The sequence below is a fragment of the Neomegalonema sp. genome (assembly GCF_028688855.1).
Taxonomy (GTDB): domain Bacteria; phylum Pseudomonadota; class Alphaproteobacteria; order Rhodobacterales; family Rhodobacteraceae; genus Neomegalonema.
The window spans coordinates 67752-86636 of the sequence record NZ_JAQTXI010000013.1; the positions used below are offsets into that span (position 1 = coordinate 67752).

Annotated in this window: 19 protein-coding genes; 10 read left to right on the forward strand and 9 right to left on the reverse strand. The window is 69.6% G+C overall.

Features of this window, described 5'->3' with window-relative positions; all coding sequences use genetic code 11:
* Window positions 1–132 precede the first annotated feature (132 nt).
* Both PHN62_RS11280 and glpK read left to right on the forward strand, forming a co-directional pair.
* The gene (locus PHN62_RS11280) at window positions 133–993 is read left to right on the forward strand and encodes a uracil-DNA glycosylase (RefSeq protein ID WP_300150497.1); all 861 of its coding nucleotides are present in this window, start codon (window positions 133–135) and stop codon (window positions 991–993) included.
* Window positions 994–1086: 93 nt separating this feature from the next.
* Window positions 1087–2559 carry a glycerol kinase GlpK gene (gene glpK, locus PHN62_RS11285; protein WP_300150499.1) on the forward strand — a complete coding sequence of 491 codons (1473 nt, stop codon included), beginning with the start codon at window positions 1087–1089 and terminating at the stop codon, window positions 2557–2559.
* On the opposite strand, the gene PHN62_RS11290 is transcribed toward glpK, so the two are convergent.
* Window positions 2556–3704 (reverse strand): MFS transporter, encoded by a 1149-nt coding sequence (locus PHN62_RS11290; protein ID WP_300150502.1) that lies wholly within the window; start codon window positions 3702–3704, stop codon window positions 2556–2558. The two genes, glpK and PHN62_RS11290, sit on opposite strands and share 4 nt — an antisense overlap.
* A gap of 264 nt (window positions 3705–3968) precedes the next feature.
* Here PHN62_RS11290 and tatA point away from each other — a divergent pair, with 264 nt between their 5' ends.
* The 4 genes from tatA to PHN62_RS11310 all read left to right on the forward strand — a co-directional run bounded on the left by tatA (window position 3969) and on the right by PHN62_RS11310 (window position 6495).
* Complete coding sequence (gene tatA / locus PHN62_RS11295) at window positions 3969–4229, forward strand: twin-arginine translocase TatA/TatE family subunit (protein ID WP_300150505.1); 261 nt, start codon at window positions 3969–3971, stop codon at window positions 4227–4229.
* 68 nt (window positions 4230–4297) lie between these two features.
* The gene (gene tatB, locus PHN62_RS11300) at window positions 4298–4762 is read left to right on the forward strand and encodes a Sec-independent protein translocase protein TatB (protein ID WP_300150508.1); all 465 of its coding nucleotides are present in this window, start codon (window positions 4298–4300) and stop codon (window positions 4760–4762) included.
* 12 nt (window positions 4763–4774) lie between these two features.
* Window positions 4775–5593: a twin-arginine translocase subunit TatC gene (gene tatC, locus PHN62_RS11305; RefSeq protein WP_300150510.1), complete on the forward strand. Its 819-nt coding sequence runs from the start codon at window positions 4775–4777 to the stop codon at window positions 5591–5593.
* A complete protein-coding gene (locus PHN62_RS11310) occupies window positions 5590–6495 on the forward strand; it encodes an ATP-binding protein (protein ID WP_300150513.1) in 906 nt (301 codons plus the stop codon). The genes tatC and PHN62_RS11310 overlap by 4 nt, the downstream gene beginning before the upstream one ends.
* A gap of 3 nt (window positions 6496–6498) precedes the next feature.
* Here the strand turns inward: PHN62_RS11310 and PHN62_RS11315 are convergent, their stop codons facing one another.
* The 3 genes from PHN62_RS11315 to dnaG form a co-directional block, all read right to left on the reverse strand.
* Window positions 6499–6882, reverse strand: coding sequence for a DUF4180 domain-containing protein (locus tag PHN62_RS11315; RefSeq protein WP_300150516.1), 384 nt, complete (start codon window positions 6880–6882; stop codon window positions 6499–6501).
* A gap of 137 nt (window positions 6883–7019) precedes the next feature.
* Window positions 7020–9194, reverse strand: coding sequence for an RNA polymerase sigma factor RpoD (gene rpoD / locus PHN62_RS11320; protein ID WP_300150519.1), 2175 nt, complete (start codon window positions 9192–9194; stop codon window positions 7020–7022).
* Window positions 9195–9265: 71 nt separating this feature from the next.
* On the reverse strand, window positions 9266–11251 hold the full coding sequence (dnaG, locus tag PHN62_RS11325; protein WP_300150523.1) for a DNA primase: 1986 nt from the start codon (window positions 11249–11251) through the stop codon (window positions 9266–9268).
* A gap of 158 nt (window positions 11252–11409) precedes the next feature.
* Between dnaG and PHN62_RS11330 the strand changes: the two genes are divergently transcribed.
* A complete protein-coding gene (locus tag PHN62_RS11330) occupies window positions 11410–11838 on the forward strand; it encodes a VOC family protein (protein ID WP_300150526.1) in 429 nt (142 codons plus the stop codon).
* A gap of 56 nt (window positions 11839–11894) precedes the next feature.
* Here the strand turns inward: PHN62_RS11330 and PHN62_RS11335 are convergent, their stop codons facing one another.
* The 5 genes from PHN62_RS11335 to PHN62_RS11355 all read right to left on the reverse strand — a co-directional run bounded on the left by PHN62_RS11335 (window position 11895) and on the right by PHN62_RS11355 (window position 15445).
* The gene (locus PHN62_RS11335; RefSeq protein ID WP_300150529.1) at window positions 11895–12476 is read right to left on the reverse strand and encodes an NADPH-dependent FMN reductase; all 582 of its coding nucleotides are present in this window, start codon (window positions 12474–12476) and stop codon (window positions 11895–11897) included.
* Window positions 12477–12593: 117 nt separating this feature from the next.
* A complete protein-coding gene (locus tag PHN62_RS11340) occupies window positions 12594–13832 on the reverse strand; it encodes a lipid-A-disaccharide synthase (protein ID WP_300150532.1) in 1239 nt (412 codons plus the stop codon).
* Window positions 13829–14158: an AzlD domain-containing protein gene (locus tag PHN62_RS11345; protein ID WP_300150535.1), complete on the reverse strand. Its 330-nt coding sequence runs from the start codon at window positions 14156–14158 to the stop codon at window positions 13829–13831. Before PHN62_RS11345 ends, PHN62_RS11340 begins: the two co-directional genes overlap by 4 nt.
* Complete coding sequence (locus PHN62_RS11350) at window positions 14155–14811, reverse strand: AzlC family ABC transporter permease (RefSeq protein WP_300150537.1); 657 nt, start codon at window positions 14809–14811, stop codon at window positions 14155–14157. Before PHN62_RS11350 ends, PHN62_RS11345 begins: the two co-directional genes overlap by 4 nt.
* Window positions 14812–15040: 229 nt before the next feature.
* A complete protein-coding gene (locus PHN62_RS11355; RefSeq protein ID WP_300150540.1) occupies window positions 15041–15445 on the reverse strand; it encodes a hypothetical protein in 405 nt (134 codons plus the stop codon).
* Between the two features lie 286 nt (window positions 15446–15731).
* On the opposite strand from PHN62_RS11355, the gene PHN62_RS11360 reads away from it, so the two are divergent.
* The 3 genes from PHN62_RS11360 (at window position 15732) to argF (ending at window position 18829) form a co-directional block, all read left to right on the forward strand.
* The gene (locus PHN62_RS11360) at window positions 15732–16430 is read left to right on the forward strand and encodes an alpha/beta fold hydrolase (protein WP_300150542.1); all 699 of its coding nucleotides are present in this window, start codon (window positions 15732–15734) and stop codon (window positions 16428–16430) included.
* Window positions 16431–16543: 113 nt separating this feature from the next.
* A complete protein-coding gene (locus tag PHN62_RS11365; protein ID WP_300150545.1) occupies window positions 16544–17728 on the forward strand; it encodes an aspartate aminotransferase family protein in 1185 nt (394 codons plus the stop codon).
* Between the two features lie 129 nt (window positions 17729–17857).
* A complete protein-coding gene (gene argF, locus PHN62_RS11370) occupies window positions 17858–18829 on the forward strand; it encodes an ornithine carbamoyltransferase (RefSeq protein ID WP_300150547.1) in 972 nt (323 codons plus the stop codon).
* The last annotated feature ends 56 nt before the right edge of the window (window positions 18830–18885 follow it).

Below are 18885 nucleotides of genomic sequence, written 5' to 3' on the forward strand. Positions count from 1 at the left end.
AGCGGGCCGCCTTGCGGCGGCGGCGCTCTTGTAGACTCGGGCGGGGGAAGGCGCAAGCGGGGCCTCGCCTTTCGGGGAGGGCGTTTCGTCTCGGTTCTCGACGCGGGAAGGCGGGGGGATTATCCTTGAGCCATGACTCAGACCCGCCCTCTGTCTCGCGAGACGCTGAAGGCCGCCCTCGGCTGGCTGGCCGAACTGGGCGTGGACGAGACTCTGGCCGAGGCGCCGCAGGATCGTTACGCCGAGGCTCTGCGCGAGGCGCCGCGCCTGAAGAGCGGCGCTCCTCCGGCGGCTTCCGCGGCGCAGCCTCGGGCGCGCCCCGCGGCGAGGCCCGCGCCTGCTCCGGCGGCTGCGCCCGTCGCGCCGGACCCTCAGGAGGCGGCGGCGGCTTCTCTGGCTTCGGCGGCGCGCAAGGCGCCCGATCTCGACGCGCTGAAGGCCGTGCTGGAGGCGTTCCAGCATCCCTTGCGGGCGGGCGCGCGGCGGGCGGTCTTCGAGGACGGCCTGCGCGGGGCGCGGCTGATGGTGGTGGGCGAGGCTCCCGGCGCCGACGAGGACCGGCTTGGAAAGCCCTTCGTGGGGCGCTCGGGGCAATTGCTCGACAAGATGCTGGCGGCCATAGGTCTCGACCGGAGCAAAAGCGACCCCAAGGAGGCCTTTTATCTCGGCAACATCCTGCCTTTCCGGCCTCCGGGGAACCGCACGCCGAGTCTGGCGGAGGTCGAGGTCTTTCGTCCGGCGCTGGAGCGTCAGATCGCTCTGGCCAGGCCGGAGATCCTGCTTCTGGCGGGGGGCACCCCGACCAAGGCCCTGCTCCGCACCGAGACGGGCATCATGCGCCTGCGCGGGACATGGAGCCTCGTGCAGGTCGAGGGCCGCGAGCTTCCGGCCTTGCCCTTGTTTCATCCGGCCTTTCTGCTGCGGGCTCCGGCGATGAAGGCTCTGGCCTGGCGCGACCTCCTCAGCCTGAGGCGGCGTCTGGACGGGGGGTGACCCGCGTTCCGTCTCCTCCGCCCCAAAAGCCTCTTGGCGGAGGGGCGGCCTCGGTTATGCTTCCTCCAACCAAAAACCAGGGAGGAGGAAGCCATGGCCGTTCTGGCGGTGGATCAGGGCACCACGTCGAGCCGCGCGATTCTCTTCGACGACAAGCTGCGCCCCATCCGGACGGGCCAACATGAATTCGCGCAGCATTTCCCTCATTCCGGATGGGTCGAGCATGACGCCGAAGAAATCTGGGCGACCACGCTTCAGGCCATCCGCGACGCTCTGAAGGGCTCCCCGGCCCCCGCCGCCCTCGGAGTCACGAACCAGCGCGAGACGGTCGTCATCTGGGAGCGCGCCACCGGCAAGCCCATCCACCGGGCGCTCGTCTGGCAGGATCGCCGCGTGGCCGAGCGTTGCGCGGCTCTGCGGGCCGAAGGCGTCGAGGGGATGATCTCCGCCCGGACGGGCCTGTTGCTCGATCCCTATTTCTCGGCGCTCAAGGCGGCCTGGATCCTCGATCACGTCGAGGGCGCCCGCAGCCGCGCCGAAAAGGGCGAATTGCTCTTCGGCACCATCGACAGCTGGCTGATCTGGAATCTGACCGGCGGCCGCCTCCACGCCACCGACGCCACCAACGCCTCAAGAACCATGCTCTACGACATCCGCCGCAACGCCTGGGACGAAGATCTCTGCCGTCTGCTCGGGGTGCCCATGGCCCTGCTGCCGGAGGTCAAGGATTGCGCCGATGATTACGGCGCGACGGATCCAGCCTTGTTCGGCTCGGCGATCCCGATCCTCGGCGTGGCCGGAGACCAGCAGGCCGCCGCCATAGGCCAGGCCTGCTTCCGGGCGGGCATGATGAAATCCACCTACGGGACCGGCTGCTTCGCGCTGCTGAACACCGGCGAGACTCCCGCCTTTTCGCGCAACCGCCTCCTGACGACCATCGCCCTGCGGCTGAAGGGCCGGACGACCTATGCTCTGGAAGGTTCGATCTTCGTGGCGGGGGCGGTGGCGCAATGGCTGCGCGACGGATTGAAGATCATCCGGTCCTCCTCCGAGACCCAGGCTCTGGCCGAGGCGGCCGATCCGGAGCAGGATCTCTATCTCGTGCCCGCCTTCACGGGGCTCGGCGCGCCCTGGTGGGACGCCGAGGCCCGGGGCGCGATCTTCGGCCTGACGCGCAACTCCGGCCCGGCCGAGTTCGCCCGCGCGGCTCTGGAGTCGGTGGGCTACCAGACGCGCGACCTCTGGGAGGCCATGCGCGCCGACTGGCCCGAAGCCGCCGAATCCGTGCTGCGCGTGGACGGGGGCATGGCGGCCAACGACTGGGCGATGCAGTTCCTCTCCGACATGCTCGACGCGCCCGTGGACCGGCCTCACGCGCTGGAGACGACGGCTCTGGGGGCGGCCTGGCTGGCGGGCTCTCAGGCGGGCGTCGCGCCGGATCAGGAGGCCTTCGCGCGGGAATGGGCTCTGGAGCGCCGTTTCGAGCCCCACATGAGCGCCGAACTCCGCGACCGCAGATACGCCGGCTGGCGCGACGCCGTCCGCCGCACCCGCACGACCTCCTAACCCGTCCTGCGCTCCCGCATCCAGAGCATCCCGGCGAGGATCAGCCCGCCGATCCCCATGGCCATGCTCGCCAGATAGCTCGCGGCCCCGAAGCGCGGATAGAGCCAGGCGGCGCCGAAGCTCGCGGCCCCCATGCAGGAGGCGATGAACAGGGCCGAATAGAAGCCTTGCAGCGTCCCCGCCATGCGCGCGGGGGCGTGTCCGGCGATGAAGCGCATGGCCGCGATATGCGCCGCCCCGAAGCTGAAGCCATGCAGAAGCTGCAGGGGGCCCAGAAGCGCCAGATGCGGATTCGTCGCCGTGATCCCCCAGCGCAGCGCCGCCCCCGCGCCCGCCAGAGCCAGCAGAGCCGCCGGAGAACTCCGCGGCGAATAGCGGTCGATCAGCAGGAAGAACAGGATCTCGCCCATCACGCCCAGGGCCCAGAGCGTGCCGATCACGCCTTCGCCATAGCCGATCTCCCGCCAGTGGATCGAGCCATAGGCGTAATAGATGGCGTGGCTGGCCTGGACCAGCGCCGCCCCCAGGGCGAAGAGCGGAAAGGGCGGGCGCCTGAGCAGGGCGAAGGCCTCCTTGAGGAAGCCTTTGGGCCTCTCCGGCGCGGGGGGCGGCTTGGGAAAGGCCGTCACCGCCGCCGCCGAGGCCAGTCCCAGCAGCGCGAGGCTCCAGAAATAGGGCGCCCAGGGCCCCCAGGCCTCCATCATGAAGCCGCAGACCAGATTGGCCAGGATGAAGGCCGCCGAACCGAAGCTGCGCGCCACGCCGTAGAGGAAGCCCTCGCGCCGGGCCGCCGCATGGGCCAGCGATTCGCAGAGCGGATAGACTCCCGCCAGCATGGCCGCCGCGACCACATAGGCGACCATCATGGCCCCTCCGCTCAGGAGCCCCTGAGCCATGATCGCCGCCGCCACGCCCAGCAGCGCGAAGCTCAGCGTGCGGCGCGGGGCGTCGAAGCGGTCGGCGATCATGGGCGTCCCGAGCGTGAAGAGCGGACGGGCCAGAAAGCTCGTGGCGATGAGCGTCCCCACGGCGGCTTCGCTCAGGCCCCGCGCCTGCAGCCAGAGCGGCCAGAAGGCCGTCTGCGCCGAGGAGCCCATGAACAGCACGGCGTAAAAGGCCGAAACGCGGTGAAAGGGCGTGAGCATGGAGCGGCCTCGAAGCCCCGGACGCGGGGCGGGAGAAGGCGCGAGGCTTCGTCCCTGCGCGCCCCGGAGCTGAAGGCCGGAGCTATAGGACCGAAGCGCGCCCGCCGCAATCTCGCCTCCCGAGGGGGCGGCGGCTTCTCCGGCTTCCGGAGGGCGACGCAATCGCCTCTTTGCCTTCCCGAGCGAAACCCCTAAATAGGACGGAAGGGAGTTTCTGGGGGAGTTCTCGAGAGCCTCCGGGCCGAACCTCCAAAGGAGCAAGATATGAACGCCGTCCTTCTGGCCAATTTCAGCGTCTGGCAGCTGCTGATCGTGGCCATTCTCGTGGTCGTGCTTTTCGGGCGCGGCAAGATCTCGGATGTCATGTCGGAGTTCGGCAAGGGCATCAAGGGCTTCAAGAAGGGCCTGAACGAAGGCGAAGAGAGCGCCGACGTCGCCGCCCGCAAGCTCGACTCCACCGACCCCGCCGCCCCCGGCGCGAACGCGACCATCATCGAGGGCGACCGGTCCAGGGATCGCGCCTGACGTCGAAGGCGCGGCCGCTTCCTGCGCGGCCGTCGCCGCGCGGTCTGGCGGCCTGAGAGGAGTCCCGGATGTTCGAGATCGGCTGGAGCGAGATGCTTCTCTGCGCCATCGTCGCCCTGGTGGTGGTGGGGCCGAAGGATCTGCCGCACATGATGCGCGCCTTCGGGCGATGGGTGGCGCAATTGCGGGGCCTGGCCGCGCAGTTCCAGCGCTCCATGGAGGAGGCCGCCCGCGAGATGGACAACGAGGATCTGCGCGACGCCCAGAAAAGCTTCCGCGACCTGAAGTCCATCCGCAATCCCTTCGACGCGGCCATGCGCGGCGTGACCGACGCCATCAAGGCGCCGCCGAAGCCTGCGCCCGGCGCCGGAGCGCCCCGGCCCGCGACGCCTTCGCCCGCGACGCCGTCTCCTCCTGCGCCCGCGCCGCCGCTCCCGAGCGGGGAAGGCGACGCCGCCGCTCCGCCGTCGGCCGCGGTTCCTGCGGCCTCCGCGGCTGCTCCGGCCTCCGCCCCTTCCGACCCCTCCCGCTGAGGCCCCTCCGCGATGAAAGACGAAGACGACATCGAAGCCTCGCGCGCGCCGCTGATCGAGCATCTGGCCGAACTGCGCAAGAGGCTGATCTGGGCGCTTCTGGCGCTGATCGCGGGCTCCATCCTCTGCTACGTCTTCAACCGCGATCTCTACAACATCCTCGCGCAGCCGCTGCTGAAGGTGAATCCCGCCGCCGAGATGATCTCGACCTCGCCGCAGGAGGCCTTCTTCGCCAAGCTGAACCTCTCGATCTGGGGCGGGTTCTTCCTTTCGTTTCCGGTGATGGCTTCGCAGCTCTGGGGCTTCGTGGCGCCGGGGCTCTATCGCGACGAGAAATCCGCCTTCGGGCCCTTCCTCGTGGCGACGCCCTTCCTCTTCGCGCTGGGCGCGCTTCTGGCCTATTACGTCGTGGTGCCCATGACCCTGGACTTCCTGATCGGCTTCGCCGAGCAGGAGAAGCAGGAAGGCTGGATCCCCATCCGCAACGTCAACCGGGTGAGCGAATATCTGGGCTTCATCAAGGCGATGCTCTTCGCCTTCGGCATCTGCTTCCAGCTTCCGGTGATCCTGCTCCTGCTGGGGCGGATGGGGGTGGTCTCGGCGGATCAGCTGGCGCGCGGACGCCGCTATGCGGTGGTGGGCATCTTCTTCATGGCCATGCTGCTGACGCCGCCCGATCCGCTGAGCCAGACCATCCTCGCCATTCCGGTCTATCTGCTCTACGAGATCTCGATCCGGCTCCTGCGCGTCTTCGAGCGCAGGCGCGCCGAAGAGGACGCGCGCGAAGCCGCCGCAGAGCAGGCCGAAGCCGGAGGAGAAAAGACCTCATGACCATCGAATTCGGGCAGGCCGACTCCCTGCGGCGCATCGCGGAGGCTCTGGAGCGCATCAGCCCGGCTCCGGCCCCGGCTCCGGACTTCGCTCAGGCGACGGTCTGGGTCTGGCGCGGAGCGGGCGAAAGGCTCGACCCGGTGACGCGCGTGAGCCGGGTTCCTCTGGCGCGTCTGGTGGGGATCGACCGCGCCCGCGACACGCTGCTGGCCAACACCCGGCGCTTCGCCGAGGGGCTGCCCGCCAACAACGCCCTGCTCTGGGGCGCGCGGGGCATGGGCAAGAGCGCCCTCGTCAAGGCGATCCAGGCCGACATCGAGGCGGAGCGGCCCGGAAGCCTGCATCTGATCGAGATCCTGCGCGAGGATCTGCCGACGCTGGGGCGTCTGCTCTCGATCCTGCGCGAGGCGCCGGAGCATCGCTTCGTGATGTTCTGCGACGACCTCTCCTTCGACAAGGACGACGCCCATTACAAGGCGCTGAAGGCGGCGCTGGACGGCGGCGTCGAGGGGCGTCCGCCCAATGCGCTGCTCTATGCGACCTCGAACCGCCGCCACCTCATGCCGCGCGACATGATCGACAACGAGCGTCAGACGGCCATCCACCCCGGTGAGGCGGTGGAGGAGAAGGTGTCGCTTTCGGATCGCTTCGGGCTCTGGCTGGGCTTCCATCCCTGCGGCCAGGACGAATATTTCGCCATGATCGAGGGCTACGCCAAGGCCTGGGCCATCCCCGTGACGCCCGAGGAGCTGCGCGCCGAGGCCGTCGAATGGCGCCAGACCCGAGGCGCCATGTCGGGGCGGGTGGCCTGGCAGTTCATTCAGGATCTCGCGGGCCGCAAGGGCGTGCGGATCGACGTCGAGGCGCCGCCCGCCGCGCGTGGGGCGGTCGCCGCCTCCTGAAGGTCAGGCGGCCCGCGCCGCGAGCCGCCGCTCCAGCTCTTCCGGCGAGGCCACGAACCAGACGCTTTCGCCCCGGTTGGATTCCTGGATGAAGTCGCGCAGGGCGCGGCTCTGAGCGCTCAGGGCGGCGAGATCGCCCATGATGACGATCCTCATGTGGTAATTCACGAATTTCTGCAGGATCGCTCCGGCGAGCCCCGTCTCCAGCCGGAAGAAGGCGGCGCCCAGCCTCTCCGCCGGGATGAGGGTCAGATCCGCGTCGCGGCCCCAGGCCTCGCCGAGGATCTCGTCGGCGTCCGCCTCGCAGAGGATGGCCAGGCCCTCGCGGGGCAGCGCCAGAAGGCGCAGGCCATGAGCCTCCCGGATCTCGCAGGTCGGTCGAGTCATGTCGCGCCCTCCCTCGCCGGAACTTCGCCTGCGATATGGAGCGCGGAGCCCCTGCGCGCAAGACGGCGATTCCGCGCGGAGGGCGAAAGAAAAAGGGCGCCGCAGCGCCCCTTTCCGGATCCCGTCGATCCCGGAGATCAATTGTCGAGGAAGCTCCGCAGCTTGCGCGAGCGGCTCGGATGCTTGAGCTTGCGCAGGGCCTTGGCCTCGATCTGGCGGATGCGCTCGCGGGTGACGCTGAACTGCTGGCCGACCTCCTCCAGGGTGTGGTCGGTGTTCATGCCGATGCCGAAGCGCATGCGCAGCACGCGCTCCTCGCGGGGGGTCAGGGAGGCCAGGACGCGGGTGGTGGTCTCGCGGAGATTCTGCTGGATGGCCGAATCCAGCGGCAGGACCGCGTTCTTGTCCTCGATGAAATCGCCGAGCTGGGTGTCTTCCTCGTCGCCCACGGGGGTTTCGAGGCTGATCGGCTCCTTGGCGATCTTCATGACCTTGCGCACCTTCTCCAGAGGCATCTGGAGACGGCCGGCCAGCTCCTCCGGGGTGGCCTCGCGGCCGATCTCGTGGAGGATCTGGCGTCCGGTGCGCACGAGCTTGTTGATCGTCTCGATCATGTGCACCGGAATGCGGATGGTGCGCGCCTGATCGGCGATGCTGCGCGTGATCGCCTGACGGATCCACCAGGTGGCGTAGGTGCTGAACTTGTAGCCCCGGCGATACTCGAACTTGTCCACCGCCTTCATCAGGCCGATGTTGCCTTCCTGGATCAGGTCGAGGAACTGGAGGCCGCGGTTGGTGTATTTCTTCGCGATGGAGATCACCAGCCGGAGGTTGGCCTCGACCATCTCCTTCTTGGCGATGCGGGCTTCGCGCTCGCCCTTCTGCACGCTCTGGACGAGGCGGCGGAATTCGGCGATGTCCACGCCGACCGCATGGCTGATCTCGGCGACGTCGTCGCGCAGCTTCTCGACGCGGGCGCCGTCGCGTTCGATGAACTTCGTCCAGGTCTTGCCGAGCTTGCCCACGCGGAGCGTCCAGCCGGGTTCGAGCTCGCGGCCGTAATATTCGCGCAGGAAGTCCTCGCGCTTGACCTTGTGGCTGTCCGCGAGCCGCGCGATCTGGCTTTCCAGCGAGATGAGCCGCTTGTTGAACCCGTAAAGCTGGTTCATCAGCGTCTCGATGCGGTGCGGGTTCAGATGGAGCTGATTCACCAGCACCACCATCTCGGCGCGCACGCGCTGATAGGCCCGCTCCTGATCCTGGGTCAGGCGGTCTCCGGCGGCGAGCGCCGCCTGGATGCGCGAATGCTGCATGCCGCGCAGTTCTTCGTAGAGCTCGGCGATGCGCCCCAGCGCCTCCAGAGCCTGAGGCCGGAGCTGGGCCTCCATCACCGACAGCGAGACGCTGGCCTCGTCGAACTCCTCTTCGGCGTCGGCTTCGCCCTCGGCGGCGGCGGCTTCCTCCTCCTCTTCCTCCTCGGGCAGCTCTTCTTCTTCCTCGTCCTCCTCCTCGTCGTCGTCCTTGCGGGCGGCCTTGAGGGGCCTGGCGGGCTTTTCGGGCCTGGCGGGCGCGGGCTTCTCCGCCTTCACGGCCTCGGGGGCGGCGGGAGCGGGCTGGGCCTTCGGCGCCGGAGCGGCCGGACGGGGCGCGGGCGGGGCTTCGGGCGCCTCGTCGAGCTTGCCTTCGGCTTCGGCGAAGTCGGGGCCTTCCTCGCCCTCGAATTCGCGGCCGCCGAAGGTGGCGTCGAGGTCGATGACGTCGCGCAGGAGGATCTGCTCCTCGAGCAGCTCCTTGCGCCAGATGGTCAGGGCCTGGAAGGTGAGGGGGCTCTCGCAGAGCCCGGCGATCATGGCGTTGCGTCCGGCCTCGATGCGCTTGGCGATGGCGATCTCGCCCTCGCGCGACAGCAGCTCGACCGATCCCATCTCGCGCAGATACATGCGCACCGGATCGTCGGTGCGGTCCATTTCGCCGGCGTTGCCTGCGGCGGCGGCGGGGAGTCGGGCCTCTTCGCCTTCGGCGGCTTCAGGCTCCTCCTCTTCATGGGCCTCTTCGGCGGCGGCGGCGCGGGCTTCGGTGGCCTCGGCCTCCTCCTCCTCGATGACGTTCACGCCCATGTCGTTGAGCATGGACATGATGTCCTCGATCTGGTCTGGAGAGACCCGATCCGAGGGCAGGGCCCGGTTGAGTTCGTCATAGGTGATCCAGCCGCGCGCCTTGGATTGGGCGATGAGCTTCTTGAGCTCCGCCTGCGTGGCTTCGCCGACGGGCGCAGCCGTCTCCGTCGCGCCGTCCATTTCCTTGTCCGCCATTGCCGTCCCCTTGGTCCGAACGCCCCTTCGCCGTGGTGAGGGCGCCTGTCGAAATTTCGCCGTTCGCGTCGTCACCGACGCCGTTTCGCCGCCTTCGCCGCGCGGGCGCTGGCTATGGCGGCGTCGAGATCCGCGCGGTCGCGGTCGGTGTCGACGCCGTCGGCCTTCCCGCCGACGGCCGCCATGGCGGCCGCGCGCTTGCGGGCGAGGCGTTCCTCGAAATCGGGATCCTCCTGCGGCGGAGCGGAAGGCGCCCGAGCCTGCAAGAAGGAAGCCAGCGCCTGGAAGGCCTTCTCCATCTCCGCCCGCGCTTCGGCCTCGGAGGCCTCGGCGCGCAGGGAGCCGCTCGGAACCTGCGCGGTCAGCTGCGCGCCGAGCAGGGCTCCGGGATCTTCTCCCAGCCTTTTGCGGAGATCCGCGCGCAGATCCTCCTCGGTGAGCGCCTCCCCACGGGCGATTCGCGCGGCGGCGGACGATAGGAGCCCGTCGCGAATCAAGTCAAGCCGCCGCGAATCGAAGTCCCAGCTCCAGAGATCCGATTCGAATCGCTCGATCAGGGCGGGCCGCCGCAGGCAGCCGAGCAGGATCCGCGCTTCCAGAGCCTTGCGGCCCATGGCGCCCGCATCCTGTTTGAGGCGGGATTCGCGTGTTGAATTCGTTGTCAGAATCGGCGCCTCCCAGGTTGCTCCGCGCCCTGCGCGTCTCCCGCCGGAACTTGTTCGTCTCGCCCCCGGAGCGAAGCCGCCCCTGCTCCGGGCCTCCTCGCGGGCCGCGCCCGCCGGCGCGAAGAGCGCCGCCCGGCGCTCGCGGATCGCCGCCGTGTAGTGAGCCCGCACGTCTGATTCGCGAATCAGGGCGAGCAGCTCCCTCAGCCGCGAATCGAAGGCGGCGCGCCGCTCCGGCGTGTCGAGCGGGCGGGCCTCCGTCTCGCGTCGCCAGAGCCGCGCGATCAGGGGCTCCGCCGTCTTCAGCACGGCCTCGACCGCCGCCGCTCCGCCTTCGCGGGCGAGGTCGTCCGGATCGCGGCCCGCCGGAGGCGAGGCGAAACGCAGCGACTTTCCCGCCGTCAGGAGCGGCAAGGCCAGATCCGCGGCGCGATCTGCGGCGCGCTGGCCTGCGGCGTCTCCGTCCAGCAGGAGAATCGGCTCGTCCGCGATTCGCCAGAGGGTCTTCAGATGGGACTCGGTCAAGGCCGTGCCAAGGGGGGCCACGATTCTGGACAGGCCCGCCTGAGTCAGGCTGATGGCGTCCATGTAGCCCTCGACGACGATCAGATCCGCCTCGCGGGAGGCGGCCCGGGCGCGGGCGACGTTGAACAGCGTGTCGCCCTTGTGGAAGAGCGGCGTCTCGGGCGAATTCAGGTATTTCGCCTTGGCGTCGGCCGAGAGCGCCCGTCCGCCGAAGGCGATGGCGCGTCCGCGCGCGTCGCGGATGGGGAAGATCACCCGGTCGCGCATCCGGTCGTAGAGCGATCCGTCCTCGCGCGCGGCGCAGAGCCCCGCCGTCTCCAGATCCTTCGCCGAGGCGCCGCCCTGCCGCAGATGCTGCGCCAGAGCCGACCCCGTCGCCGGGGCGTAGCCCAGTTCGAAGGCCTCGATGGTCTGGGGCGTGAGCCCGCGCCGCCGCAGGTAGTCCAGGGCCTCGCGGCCCGCGGCGCCGTGGAGCTGGCTGCGATGGAAGCGGATCGCGGCCTCGTTCAGCTCGACCAGCCCGCCTTGCGCCTCGCGCCGGGCCTCGGCCTGGGGATCGCGCGAGGGCAGGGGCATGCCCGCCTGAGCCGCCACGCGCTCCACCGCTTCGGGAAAGCTGAGGTTCTCCGTCTTCATGACGAACTCCAGCGCCCCGCCCTTGGCGTGGCAGCCGAAGCAGTAATAGATTCCCTTGCCCTCCAGCACATGGAAGCTGGAGGATTTTTCCTGATGAAAGGGGCAGCGCGCCCAGAAGTCTCCCCGGGCGGGCTGGGACTTCTTTCGGTCCCACGCGAGCTTGGCGCCGACGATCTGCGAAATCGAGACCCGGGCGCGCAACTCGTCCAGAAAGGCGTCGGAGAATCGCATGGGCTGGATATTGGCCGCGAGGCCTCCGAACGCAAGCCGGGGAGGGTCCGCATCCGAGGATCGGCGCGGGAAGAGGCGCGTCCGCCACGCCGGGCGGCTTTCCCCGGGGCTCCGGAGCGGCTACAGAAGACGTCGGTCTGACCAGAAGGAGACGGAGAATGAGCCTCAGATATCTGCATACGATGGTGCGCGTGCGGGACATCGAGGAGTCGAAGCGCTTCTATTGCGATCTGCTCGGGCTGGTCGAGGTCCGGCGCGTGGAGAACGAGAAGGGGAAGTTCACGCTGGTCTTCCTCGCGCCGCCCGACCAGCCGGACGCGCAGGTCGAGCTGACTTATAACTGGGGCTCCGAGGAGGCCTACAAGGGCGGCCGCAACTTCGGCCATCTCGCCTATGAGGTGGACGACATCTACGCCGCCTGCGCGAAGCTCCAGGCGGGGGGCGTGACCGTCAATCGTCCGCCGCGCGACGGCAACATGGCCTTCGTGCGCTCGCCGGAGGGGATTTCGGTGGAGCTGCTCCAGCGCGGCGCGCCTCTGCCGCCGCAGGAGCCCTGGGCCTCCATGCCCAATACGGGCGAATGGTGACGTGAAGACCCCCGGCGCCGGAGAGATCCAGCGCCGGGAGCCTGAAGGAAGGGGGCTCAGCCCTGAGCGCGGGCGGCCTTGGTCGCGGCGCCCCACCAGGCGAGTTCGTCGAGGAGCGATTTGGCCGAAGCGCCGATGCTGCCCTCGATCTCGCTGATTTCCTTGCCGCCTTGCCAGACCGCGAAGAAGTCTCCGCCGGCGATGTGCGTCGCCGAGCGCACCGGGACCATCTGGAGCTCCACGGCGATGTTGCGGGCGTGCTCGATGGCGCGGGCCGCGCCCACGCCGCCATAGCCCACGAAGCCGATGGGCTTGCGCGCCCATTCGACATAGGCCTGGTCGAAGGCGTTCTTCAGCGAGCCCGTGACCGAATGGTTGTATTCGGCGGCGACGACCACATAGGCGTCGAATTCGCCGATCTTCTTCTGCCAGGCGACGGCGCGGGGATCCTTGCTCGGCGCCCAGGCGTTGGAGGCCGCTTCGTTGAACAGCGGCAGGTCGAAGTCCTTGAGATCCACGATCTCGACGTCGAATTCGGGGCGCTGCGCCGCGAGGTCGGCGATCCATTTCGCGGGCTTGGGGCCGAAGCGGGTCTCGCGGGTGCTGCCGATGACGACGGCGAGTTTCAGCTTGCTCATGCTTGAAAGATCCTCATGAATCCTGGCCCGAACCGGGGGACGGACCGGGCCTTCGCCCAGCAATCTAACCCGATTCCGCGTCGTGCAAAGACGAAAGCCGGAAACAGAGCGTTCTGCTCAGGAAACAATGGCCGCAGCTTCCTTGCGCCGGATCGCCGCCAGAAGGCTCCGCGCGGCCCGCAGGGAAGGCAGCTCCTCGCCGGGGCCCCCGCCGAGCGCCGCCAGAGCTCTGGCCGCCGCGCGCTCCTGACGCGCCCGCCCGGGGCCGGAGCGCAACAGCGGCTCCAGAGCCGCCGCGAGGGCTTCGGGCGTGCAATCCTCCTGAAAATATTCGGGGATCGCCTTCTCGCCGCTCAGCAGGTTGGGCAGGGTGGCCGTGTCGATCTTCAGCAGCCGCCGGGCGATGGCCGCGCTCAGCGGATGCGCCTTGTAGCCGACGACCATCGGGGCTCCGCAGGCGGCCAGCTCCAGAGTCACCGAGCCCGAGGCCGCCAGAGCCGCGCCCCCTCGTCTCGTCTCGTCGCGCGCCGTCAGACGGAAGGCCGCGAATTTCCGCGCCTCGCTCTGCGCGAAGGGCTGTCCGCGCGGATCGAGCAGATGCGGCCGCACGGGCCAGCGCGCGGCGGCCTCGACGGCGAGGGCGGCCGAGCCCTCCGCCATGGGCAGCAGCGCCTGAAGATCCGGATGGCGGCCCTTCAGCAGTCCCAGAGCCGCGCCGAAGGGCTCGGCCAGACGCGCGATCTCGCCGCGACGGCTCCCCGGCAGAGCGACCAGAACCGGCGCCTCGGGCGAGAGCCCCAGATCCCGCGCCAGAGCCTCCGCCGCCCGGGGATCGGCCTCGCCGACGCGCTCCGCCGCCGGATGCCCGACGAAATCGCAGCTCAGGCCGTGGACGGTGAAATAAGGCGGCTCGAAGGGGAAGAGCGCCATCAGATGGTCGATCAGCCCTGCGAGCTTCTGCGCGCGGCCCGGCTTCCAGGCCCAGACCGTCGGCGCGACGTAATGGACGCGGGCCGTCTGCGGCGACACCTCGCGGGCGCGGGTCTGGAGCCGCTTCGAGAAGCCTTGCGCGTCGATGGTGACCAGCGCCGCAGGCTTGAGCCTGGCGATCTCCGCCGTCGCCTGCTTCAGCCGCCGCAGGATGCGCGGCAGGCTGGGGATCACCTCGGCGAAGCCCATCACCGCCAGATCCTGCATGGGAAAGAGGCTGCGAAGCCCTTCGGCCTCCATGGCCTCTCCGCCAACGCCGTAGAGCGGGCGCTCCGGGGCGATCTCGCGCAGACGCCGCATCAGCGCCGCCCCGAGCCGGTCGCCCGAGGCCTCGCCCGCCAGCAGGAAGATTCCGCCCTCGCTCACAGCAAGGCTCCCAGACCCCAGAAGACCGCCGCTCCCGCGCCGATGGTCGCCAGCATGCTGCGGGTCGCCGCCCCGACGACCAGCGCCGCCACAGCCGCCAGGATCCGCAAGGGATCGACCGCCCCTCCGCCCGAAGCCGGAAAGACCACCATCGGCGCCAGAATCGCGGGCAGGATCGTGAAGGGCGCGAATTTCAGCGCCCGGATCAAGCCCGGAGGCGGCGCATGACGGCGCATCAGCGCCATGAAGGACAGGCGCATGGCGTAGGTGATCGCCCCGAGCGCCAGAGCCAGAATCCAGAAGCGGGCGGGATCCACCGCGGTCATGACCGGGCCTCCTTGCCCGCGAGGCGGCTTTCGCTCCAGATCCCCGCCGCCACGCCGATCCCCGCCGCGACCAGAGGCCCCAGCCCGTAGGGCAAGCCGCGCAGCAGCAGCGCCGAACCCGCCGCCACGATCAGCGCGAACCAGCTGGGCTTGTCCCGCAGCGCCGGAGCGAAGATCGCCAGGAAGCTCAGCGGAACGATGAAGTCGACGCCCCAGTCCATGGGGATGCGCGCCCCCACCGACCATCCCAGAGCCGAAGCGACATGCCAGACCAGCGTGAAGGCGACCGCCGAACCGAGGAAATAGGCCAGCCGCTCGACGGGCGTCTCCTGAGGCTGGCGCGGGTAGCGCACGGCGCAGAGCCCGTAAGGCTGATCGAAGAGCATGTAGGCGGCGGCGGCCTGGGTCCGGAAGGGCGCGCCCCGCCAGTAAGGCGCCATGGAGGCCGAATAGAGCAGGAAGCGCAGGTTCACCGCCGCTCCCGCCACGACCGCCACCAGAATCGGCGCGTCGGATTTCAGAAGCTCCACCGAGGCCAGTTGCGAGGCCCCCGCCAGCACCGTCACGGACATCATGACCGTCTGGAGCAGATCCAGTCCAGCCGCCGCCGCCACCGCGCCCCAGATGATTCCGAAGGGGATGATGGCGAACATCAGCGGCAGGCTCTCCAGAGCGCCGAGGCGGAACAGAGAGGATGGAATTGGCGACGCGCGCAAGAGGCGACTCCCGTCCGAAGCTGTCTCGACGCCTGCGGGAGGCGCGATGCGGAGGGTCTAGCGCGCCGGAGGCCCCCTTGTCACCTCCTGCGGCCGGAGGAGGGGCGTGCGAAAGCCGGGACGCGACGCGCCCCGGCTTCCGGAGAATTCGGCCTGCGAGGCGGCCTTACTGCGGCTGGGCGGCGGCCGGAGCCTCTTCCTCGACCGGAGCGACGTCCTCGATGATCACTTCCTCTTCCTCGATGACCGGGACCTCTTCCGAGGGCGGGGCGTCGAGGGAAGGAGCGACCGCGCCTTCGGGAGCCGCCGGAGCGGGCTCGGCGGGGGCGGAGCCCGGAGCCGGAGCCACCTGGACCGGCGCCGGAGCGGGCTCGGGCGTGGGCGCGACGTCGACCGCAGCGGGGGCGGCGGGAGCGGGCGCCGCAGGAGCGGCCGGAGCCGGAGCCGGCGTCGCGGGCGCGCTCACCGTCGCCGGAGCCGGCGGGGTGGTGCTCGTCGTCGTGGTCGTGCTCGAGTCGCAGCCCGCAAGGGCGACGCCCGCCATGAGGACGGCGGCGATTTTGAACTTCATGAACGCTCACTCCAAAGGCGCGCCCTCGGGCCGTCTGGCCGGATTCGCGGCGCGCCGTTGCTCGATTCGTGCCTACGTCTTAAGACGTAGTGCCTTCGCGCGCGGAAGCCAGCGTTTTCACACATGATGAACAAGGTTTAACCCGATCCTTCCGCCCGCCCTCGCGCAGGTCGGGGCGAGGGGTTCCCTCGCGGCGCGAAAAGCCCCAGGATGCGCCGGAGCGGGGCCTCCTCGCGAGGCCCGCCCTGATGACGGCGACCTGAAAAAGGCGATAAGGAGATCCCCCATGTCCTCCCCTCGGCCCGCCCTCTTCGTTCCCGGCCTGCTCTGCGACGCGGAGCTGTTCGCGGCCCAGATCCGCGACCTCTCCGACTTGCTTGAGATTCAAGTCGCCGATCAGGGCGCCGGAGAGAGCGTCCCGGAGACCGCCGCCGCGATCCTCGAGAAGGCTCCGCCGAGCTTCGTTCTGGCGGGGTTGTCGATGGGCGGCTATCTCGCCTTCGAGATCCTGCGCCAGGCGCCTGAACGCGTGACGCGTCTGGCGCTGCTCGACACCGCCGCCCGCGCCGATTCGCAGGAGCGTCGCGAAGACCGCGAGCGTCAGATCGAGCTGGCGGGCTCCGGCGGCTTCGGCAAGCTGGTCGCGGCCATGACGCCCAAGCTCGTCGCGCCGGAGAACCGCGTGGAGGTCGGGCCGGTCTTCGAGGCCATGGCGCATCGCGTCGGGCCGGAAGGCTTCATCCGCCAGACCCGCACGATCCTCAGCCGCCCCGACAGCCGTCCGGATCTCGCCGGGATCCGGGTTCCGAGCCTCGTGCTCGTCGGGACGGAGGACGCGCTGACGCCGCCCGAACTGGCGCAGGAGATGGCCTTCTCGATTCCCGGCGCGCGGCTCGCGCTGATCGAGGGGGCGGGGCATCTGGCGCCTCTGGAGCGCCCGGCGGCGGTCACGGCGGCCCTGCGCGACTGGCTGACCGCCTCCTGAGGGGCGAAAAGGCTTCCGGCTTCTCTCTGCGCTTGACGCCGCCGTCGCCCGGCCCTTAGCATAGGGCGCGCGCCGCCCCCCGAGGGGGCGGCTTTTTGCTTTGGAGTTCAGCCATGATCTCGCCCGTTCTGCCCACCTACGCCCGCGCCCCCCTGGCTTTCGAGCGCGGCGAAGGCTCCTGGCTCATCGAGCGTTCCGGCGAACGATATCTGGATCTGGCGGCGGGCATCGCGGTCTGCGCGCTGGGCCACGCCCATCCGAAGCTCGTCAAGGCGCTGAGCGATCAGGCGGCGAAGCTCTGGCATGTGTCCAATCTCTACGAGATCCCCGGTCAGGAGGCTCTGGCGCGGCGGCTGGTCGAGACCACCTTCGCCGACACCGTCTTCTTCACCAATTCGGGCACCGAAGCCATCGAATGCGCGGTGAAGATGGTCCGGCGCTATTTCTACAGCCTCGGCCAGCCGGAGAAGAGCGGGATCATCGCCTTTCAGGGCTCCTTCCACGGACGCAGCAGCGCGGGAATCGCGGCGGCGGGCGGCGACAAGCTCGCGAAGGGCTTCGGGCCTCTGCTGCCGGGCTTCACCCAGGTTCCCTTCGGCGATCTGGAGGCCGTGAAGGCCGCCATCGCTCCGGAAACCGCCGCCGTCATCCTGGAGCCCATCCAGGGCGAAGGCGGCATCAAGCCCTTCGGCGCCGAGAAGCTGAAGGAGCTGCGCCGCATCTGCGACGAGAACGGCCTCCTGCTGATCCTCGACGAGATTCAATGCGGCATGGGCCGCACCGGCAAGCTCTTCGCCCATGAATGGGCCGGGATCGCCCCGGACGTCATGGCCGTGGCCAAGGGCATCGGCGGCGGCTTTCCGCTCGGCGCCTGCCTCGCCACGGAGAAGGCGGCCTCCGGCATGGTGGTCGGCACGCATGGCAGCACCTATGGCGGCAATCCTCTGGCCATGGCCGTCGGGCTGGCGATCATGGAGGAGCTGCCGCAGACGGAGTTCCTCGCGCAGGTCCTGCGGGCGGGCGGACGCCTGAGGCAGGGCCTCGAAGGGCTCGTGGCGAGCCACCCCGAGGTCTTCGCGGAAGTCCGCGGCGAGGGGCTGATCCTCGGCCTCGTCTGCCGCAGGTCCAACGCCGAATTCGTGACGGCGGGCCGCGCGGCGGGGGTTCTGCTCGCGCCGGGCGCCGAGAGCGTGGCGCGCGTTCTGCCGCCGCTGAACATCTCCGACGCGGAGATCGACGAGGCGCTGCGGCGGCTCGACAAGGCGGCGCAGGCCGTCGGCGCCGCTCCGGCGGCGTGACCTAGAGCGCTTTTCAGCGAAGCCGATCAGGCTTCGCGTCGCGAAAGCGCGACCACCCAGGAAGGGGGAGCGTTCGAACGACCCGGTTCGGTCGGAAGACGCTCCGACGACCAGCAGAGGGAGAGCGCGATGAACGCTCAGGAGGACGCCGCGGGTCTGGCGGCGGGACGTCGGCATTTTCTGGATCTGCATGAGGCTTCGCGCGTGGATCTGCGCGCGATCCTCACGGATTCGGAACGTCGCAAACGCGCCCGGGCGGGCCTCGGCGCCGCCGCCGCTCCCGACGAGGACGCGCCGCTCAAGGGCAAGATGCTGGCGATGATCTTCGAGAAGTCGTCCACGCGCACCCGCGTCTCCTTCGACCTCGCCATGCGTCAGCTCGGGGGGGCGACGATGGTCCTCAACGGCGCCGAGATGCAGTTCGGGCGCGGCGAGACCATCGCCGACACGGCCCGCGTGCTCTCGCGCTACGTCGACGCGATCATGATCCGCACCTTCGAGCACGACAAGCTTCTGGAGCTGGCCGAGGCGGCGACGGTCCCGGTGATCAACGGCCTGACCGACAAGACCCATCCCTGCCAGATCCTCGCCGACGTGCTGACCTTCGAAGAGCATCGCGGCCCGATCCGGGGCAAGAAGGTGGCCTGGCTCGGCGACGGCAACAACGTCTGCGCGAGCTTCATCCATGCGGCGGGCCAGCTCGACTTCGAGCTGGTGGTGGCTTGCCCCGAATCGCTCTCGCCGGATCGCGACGTGCTCGAATGGGCCCGGAAGACCCAGGCCCGCGTGAGCGTCACCCGCGATCCGGGCGAGGCCCTGACGGGGGCGGATCTCGTCGTCACCGACAGCTGGATGTCGATGCATGATCCCGAGCACACCCGCATCCGTCGCCACAACCTGCTCAGCCCCTATCAGGTGGACGAGAAGGCGATGAAGGTCGCCAGGCCCGACGCGCTCTTCATGCATTGCCTGCCCGCCCATCGCGGCGAGGAGGTCACCAACGCCGTCATGGACGGGCCCAATTCGGTGGTCTTCGACGAGGCCGAGAACCGGCTCCACGCCCAGAAGGGCGTGCTGAACTGGTGCCTCGGGGCGATCTGAGCGCCGACGCGCAGCCGGGCGGGAGCGATTCGCTCTCGCCCTTTCGTCGCGAGCGC

Bases quoted from the DNA above. Each gene is read 5' to 3' on its own strand.
- PHN62_RS11355 (WP_300150540.1), bottom strand. From the start codon at position 15,445: ATGAAGTTCAAAATCGCCGCCGTCCTCATGGCGGGCGTCGCCCTTGCG.
- PHN62_RS11350 (WP_300150537.1), bottom strand. From the start codon at position 14,811: ATGTTCGCCATCATCCCCTTCGGAATCATCTGGGGCGCGGTGGCGGCG.
- glpK (WP_300150499.1), top strand. From the start codon at position 1,087: ATGGCCGTTCTGGCGGTGGATCAGGGCACCACGTCGAGCCGCGCGATT.
- PHN62_RS11365 (WP_300150545.1), top strand. From the start codon at position 16,544: ATGATCTCGCCCGTTCTGCCCACCTACGCCCGCGCCCCCCTGGCTTTC.
- tatA (WP_300150505.1), top strand. From the start codon at position 3,969: ATGAACGCCGTCCTTCTGGCCAATTTCAGCGTCTGGCAGCTGCTGATC.
- PHN62_RS11360 (WP_300150542.1), top strand. From the start codon at position 15,732: ATGTCCTCCCCTCGGCCCGCCCTCTTCGTTCCCGGCCTGCTCTGCGAC.
- PHN62_RS11280 (WP_300150497.1), top strand. From the start codon at position 133: ATGACTCAGACCCGCCCTCTGTCTCGCGAGACGCTGAAGGCCGCCCTC.
- PHN62_RS11315 (WP_300150516.1), bottom strand. From the start codon at position 6,882: ATGACTCGACCGACCTGCGAGATCCGGGAGGCTCATGGCCTGCGCCTT.
- tatC (WP_300150510.1), top strand. From the start codon at position 4,775: ATGAAAGACGAAGACGACATCGAAGCCTCGCGCGCGCCGCTGATCGAG.
- tatB (WP_300150508.1), top strand. From the start codon at position 4,298: ATGTTCGAGATCGGCTGGAGCGAGATGCTTCTCTGCGCCATCGTCGCC.
- rpoD (WP_300150519.1), bottom strand. From the start codon at position 9,194: ATGGCGGACAAGGAAATGGACGGCGCGACGGAGACGGCTGCGCCCGTC.
- PHN62_RS11330 (WP_300150526.1), top strand. From the start codon at position 11,410: ATGAGCCTCAGATATCTGCATACGATGGTGCGCGTGCGGGACATCGAG.
- PHN62_RS11345 (WP_300150535.1), bottom strand. From the start codon at position 14,158: ATGACCGCGGTGGATCCCGCCCGCTTCTGGATTCTGGCTCTGGCGCTC.
- PHN62_RS11335 (WP_300150529.1), bottom strand. From the start codon at position 12,476: ATGAGCAAGCTGAAACTCGCCGTCGTCATCGGCAGCACCCGCGAGACC.
- PHN62_RS11290 (WP_300150502.1), bottom strand. From the start codon at position 3,704: ATGCTCACGCCCTTTCACCGCGTTTCGGCCTTTTACGCCGTGCTGTTC.
- argF (WP_300150547.1), top strand. From the start codon at position 17,858: ATGAACGCTCAGGAGGACGCCGCGGGTCTGGCGGCGGGACGTCGGCAT.
- PHN62_RS11310 (WP_300150513.1), top strand. From the start codon at position 5,590: ATGACCATCGAATTCGGGCAGGCCGACTCCCTGCGGCGCATCGCGGAG.
- dnaG (WP_300150523.1), bottom strand. From the start codon at position 11,251: ATGCGATTCTCCGACGCCTTTCTGGACGAGTTGCGCGCCCGGGTCTCG.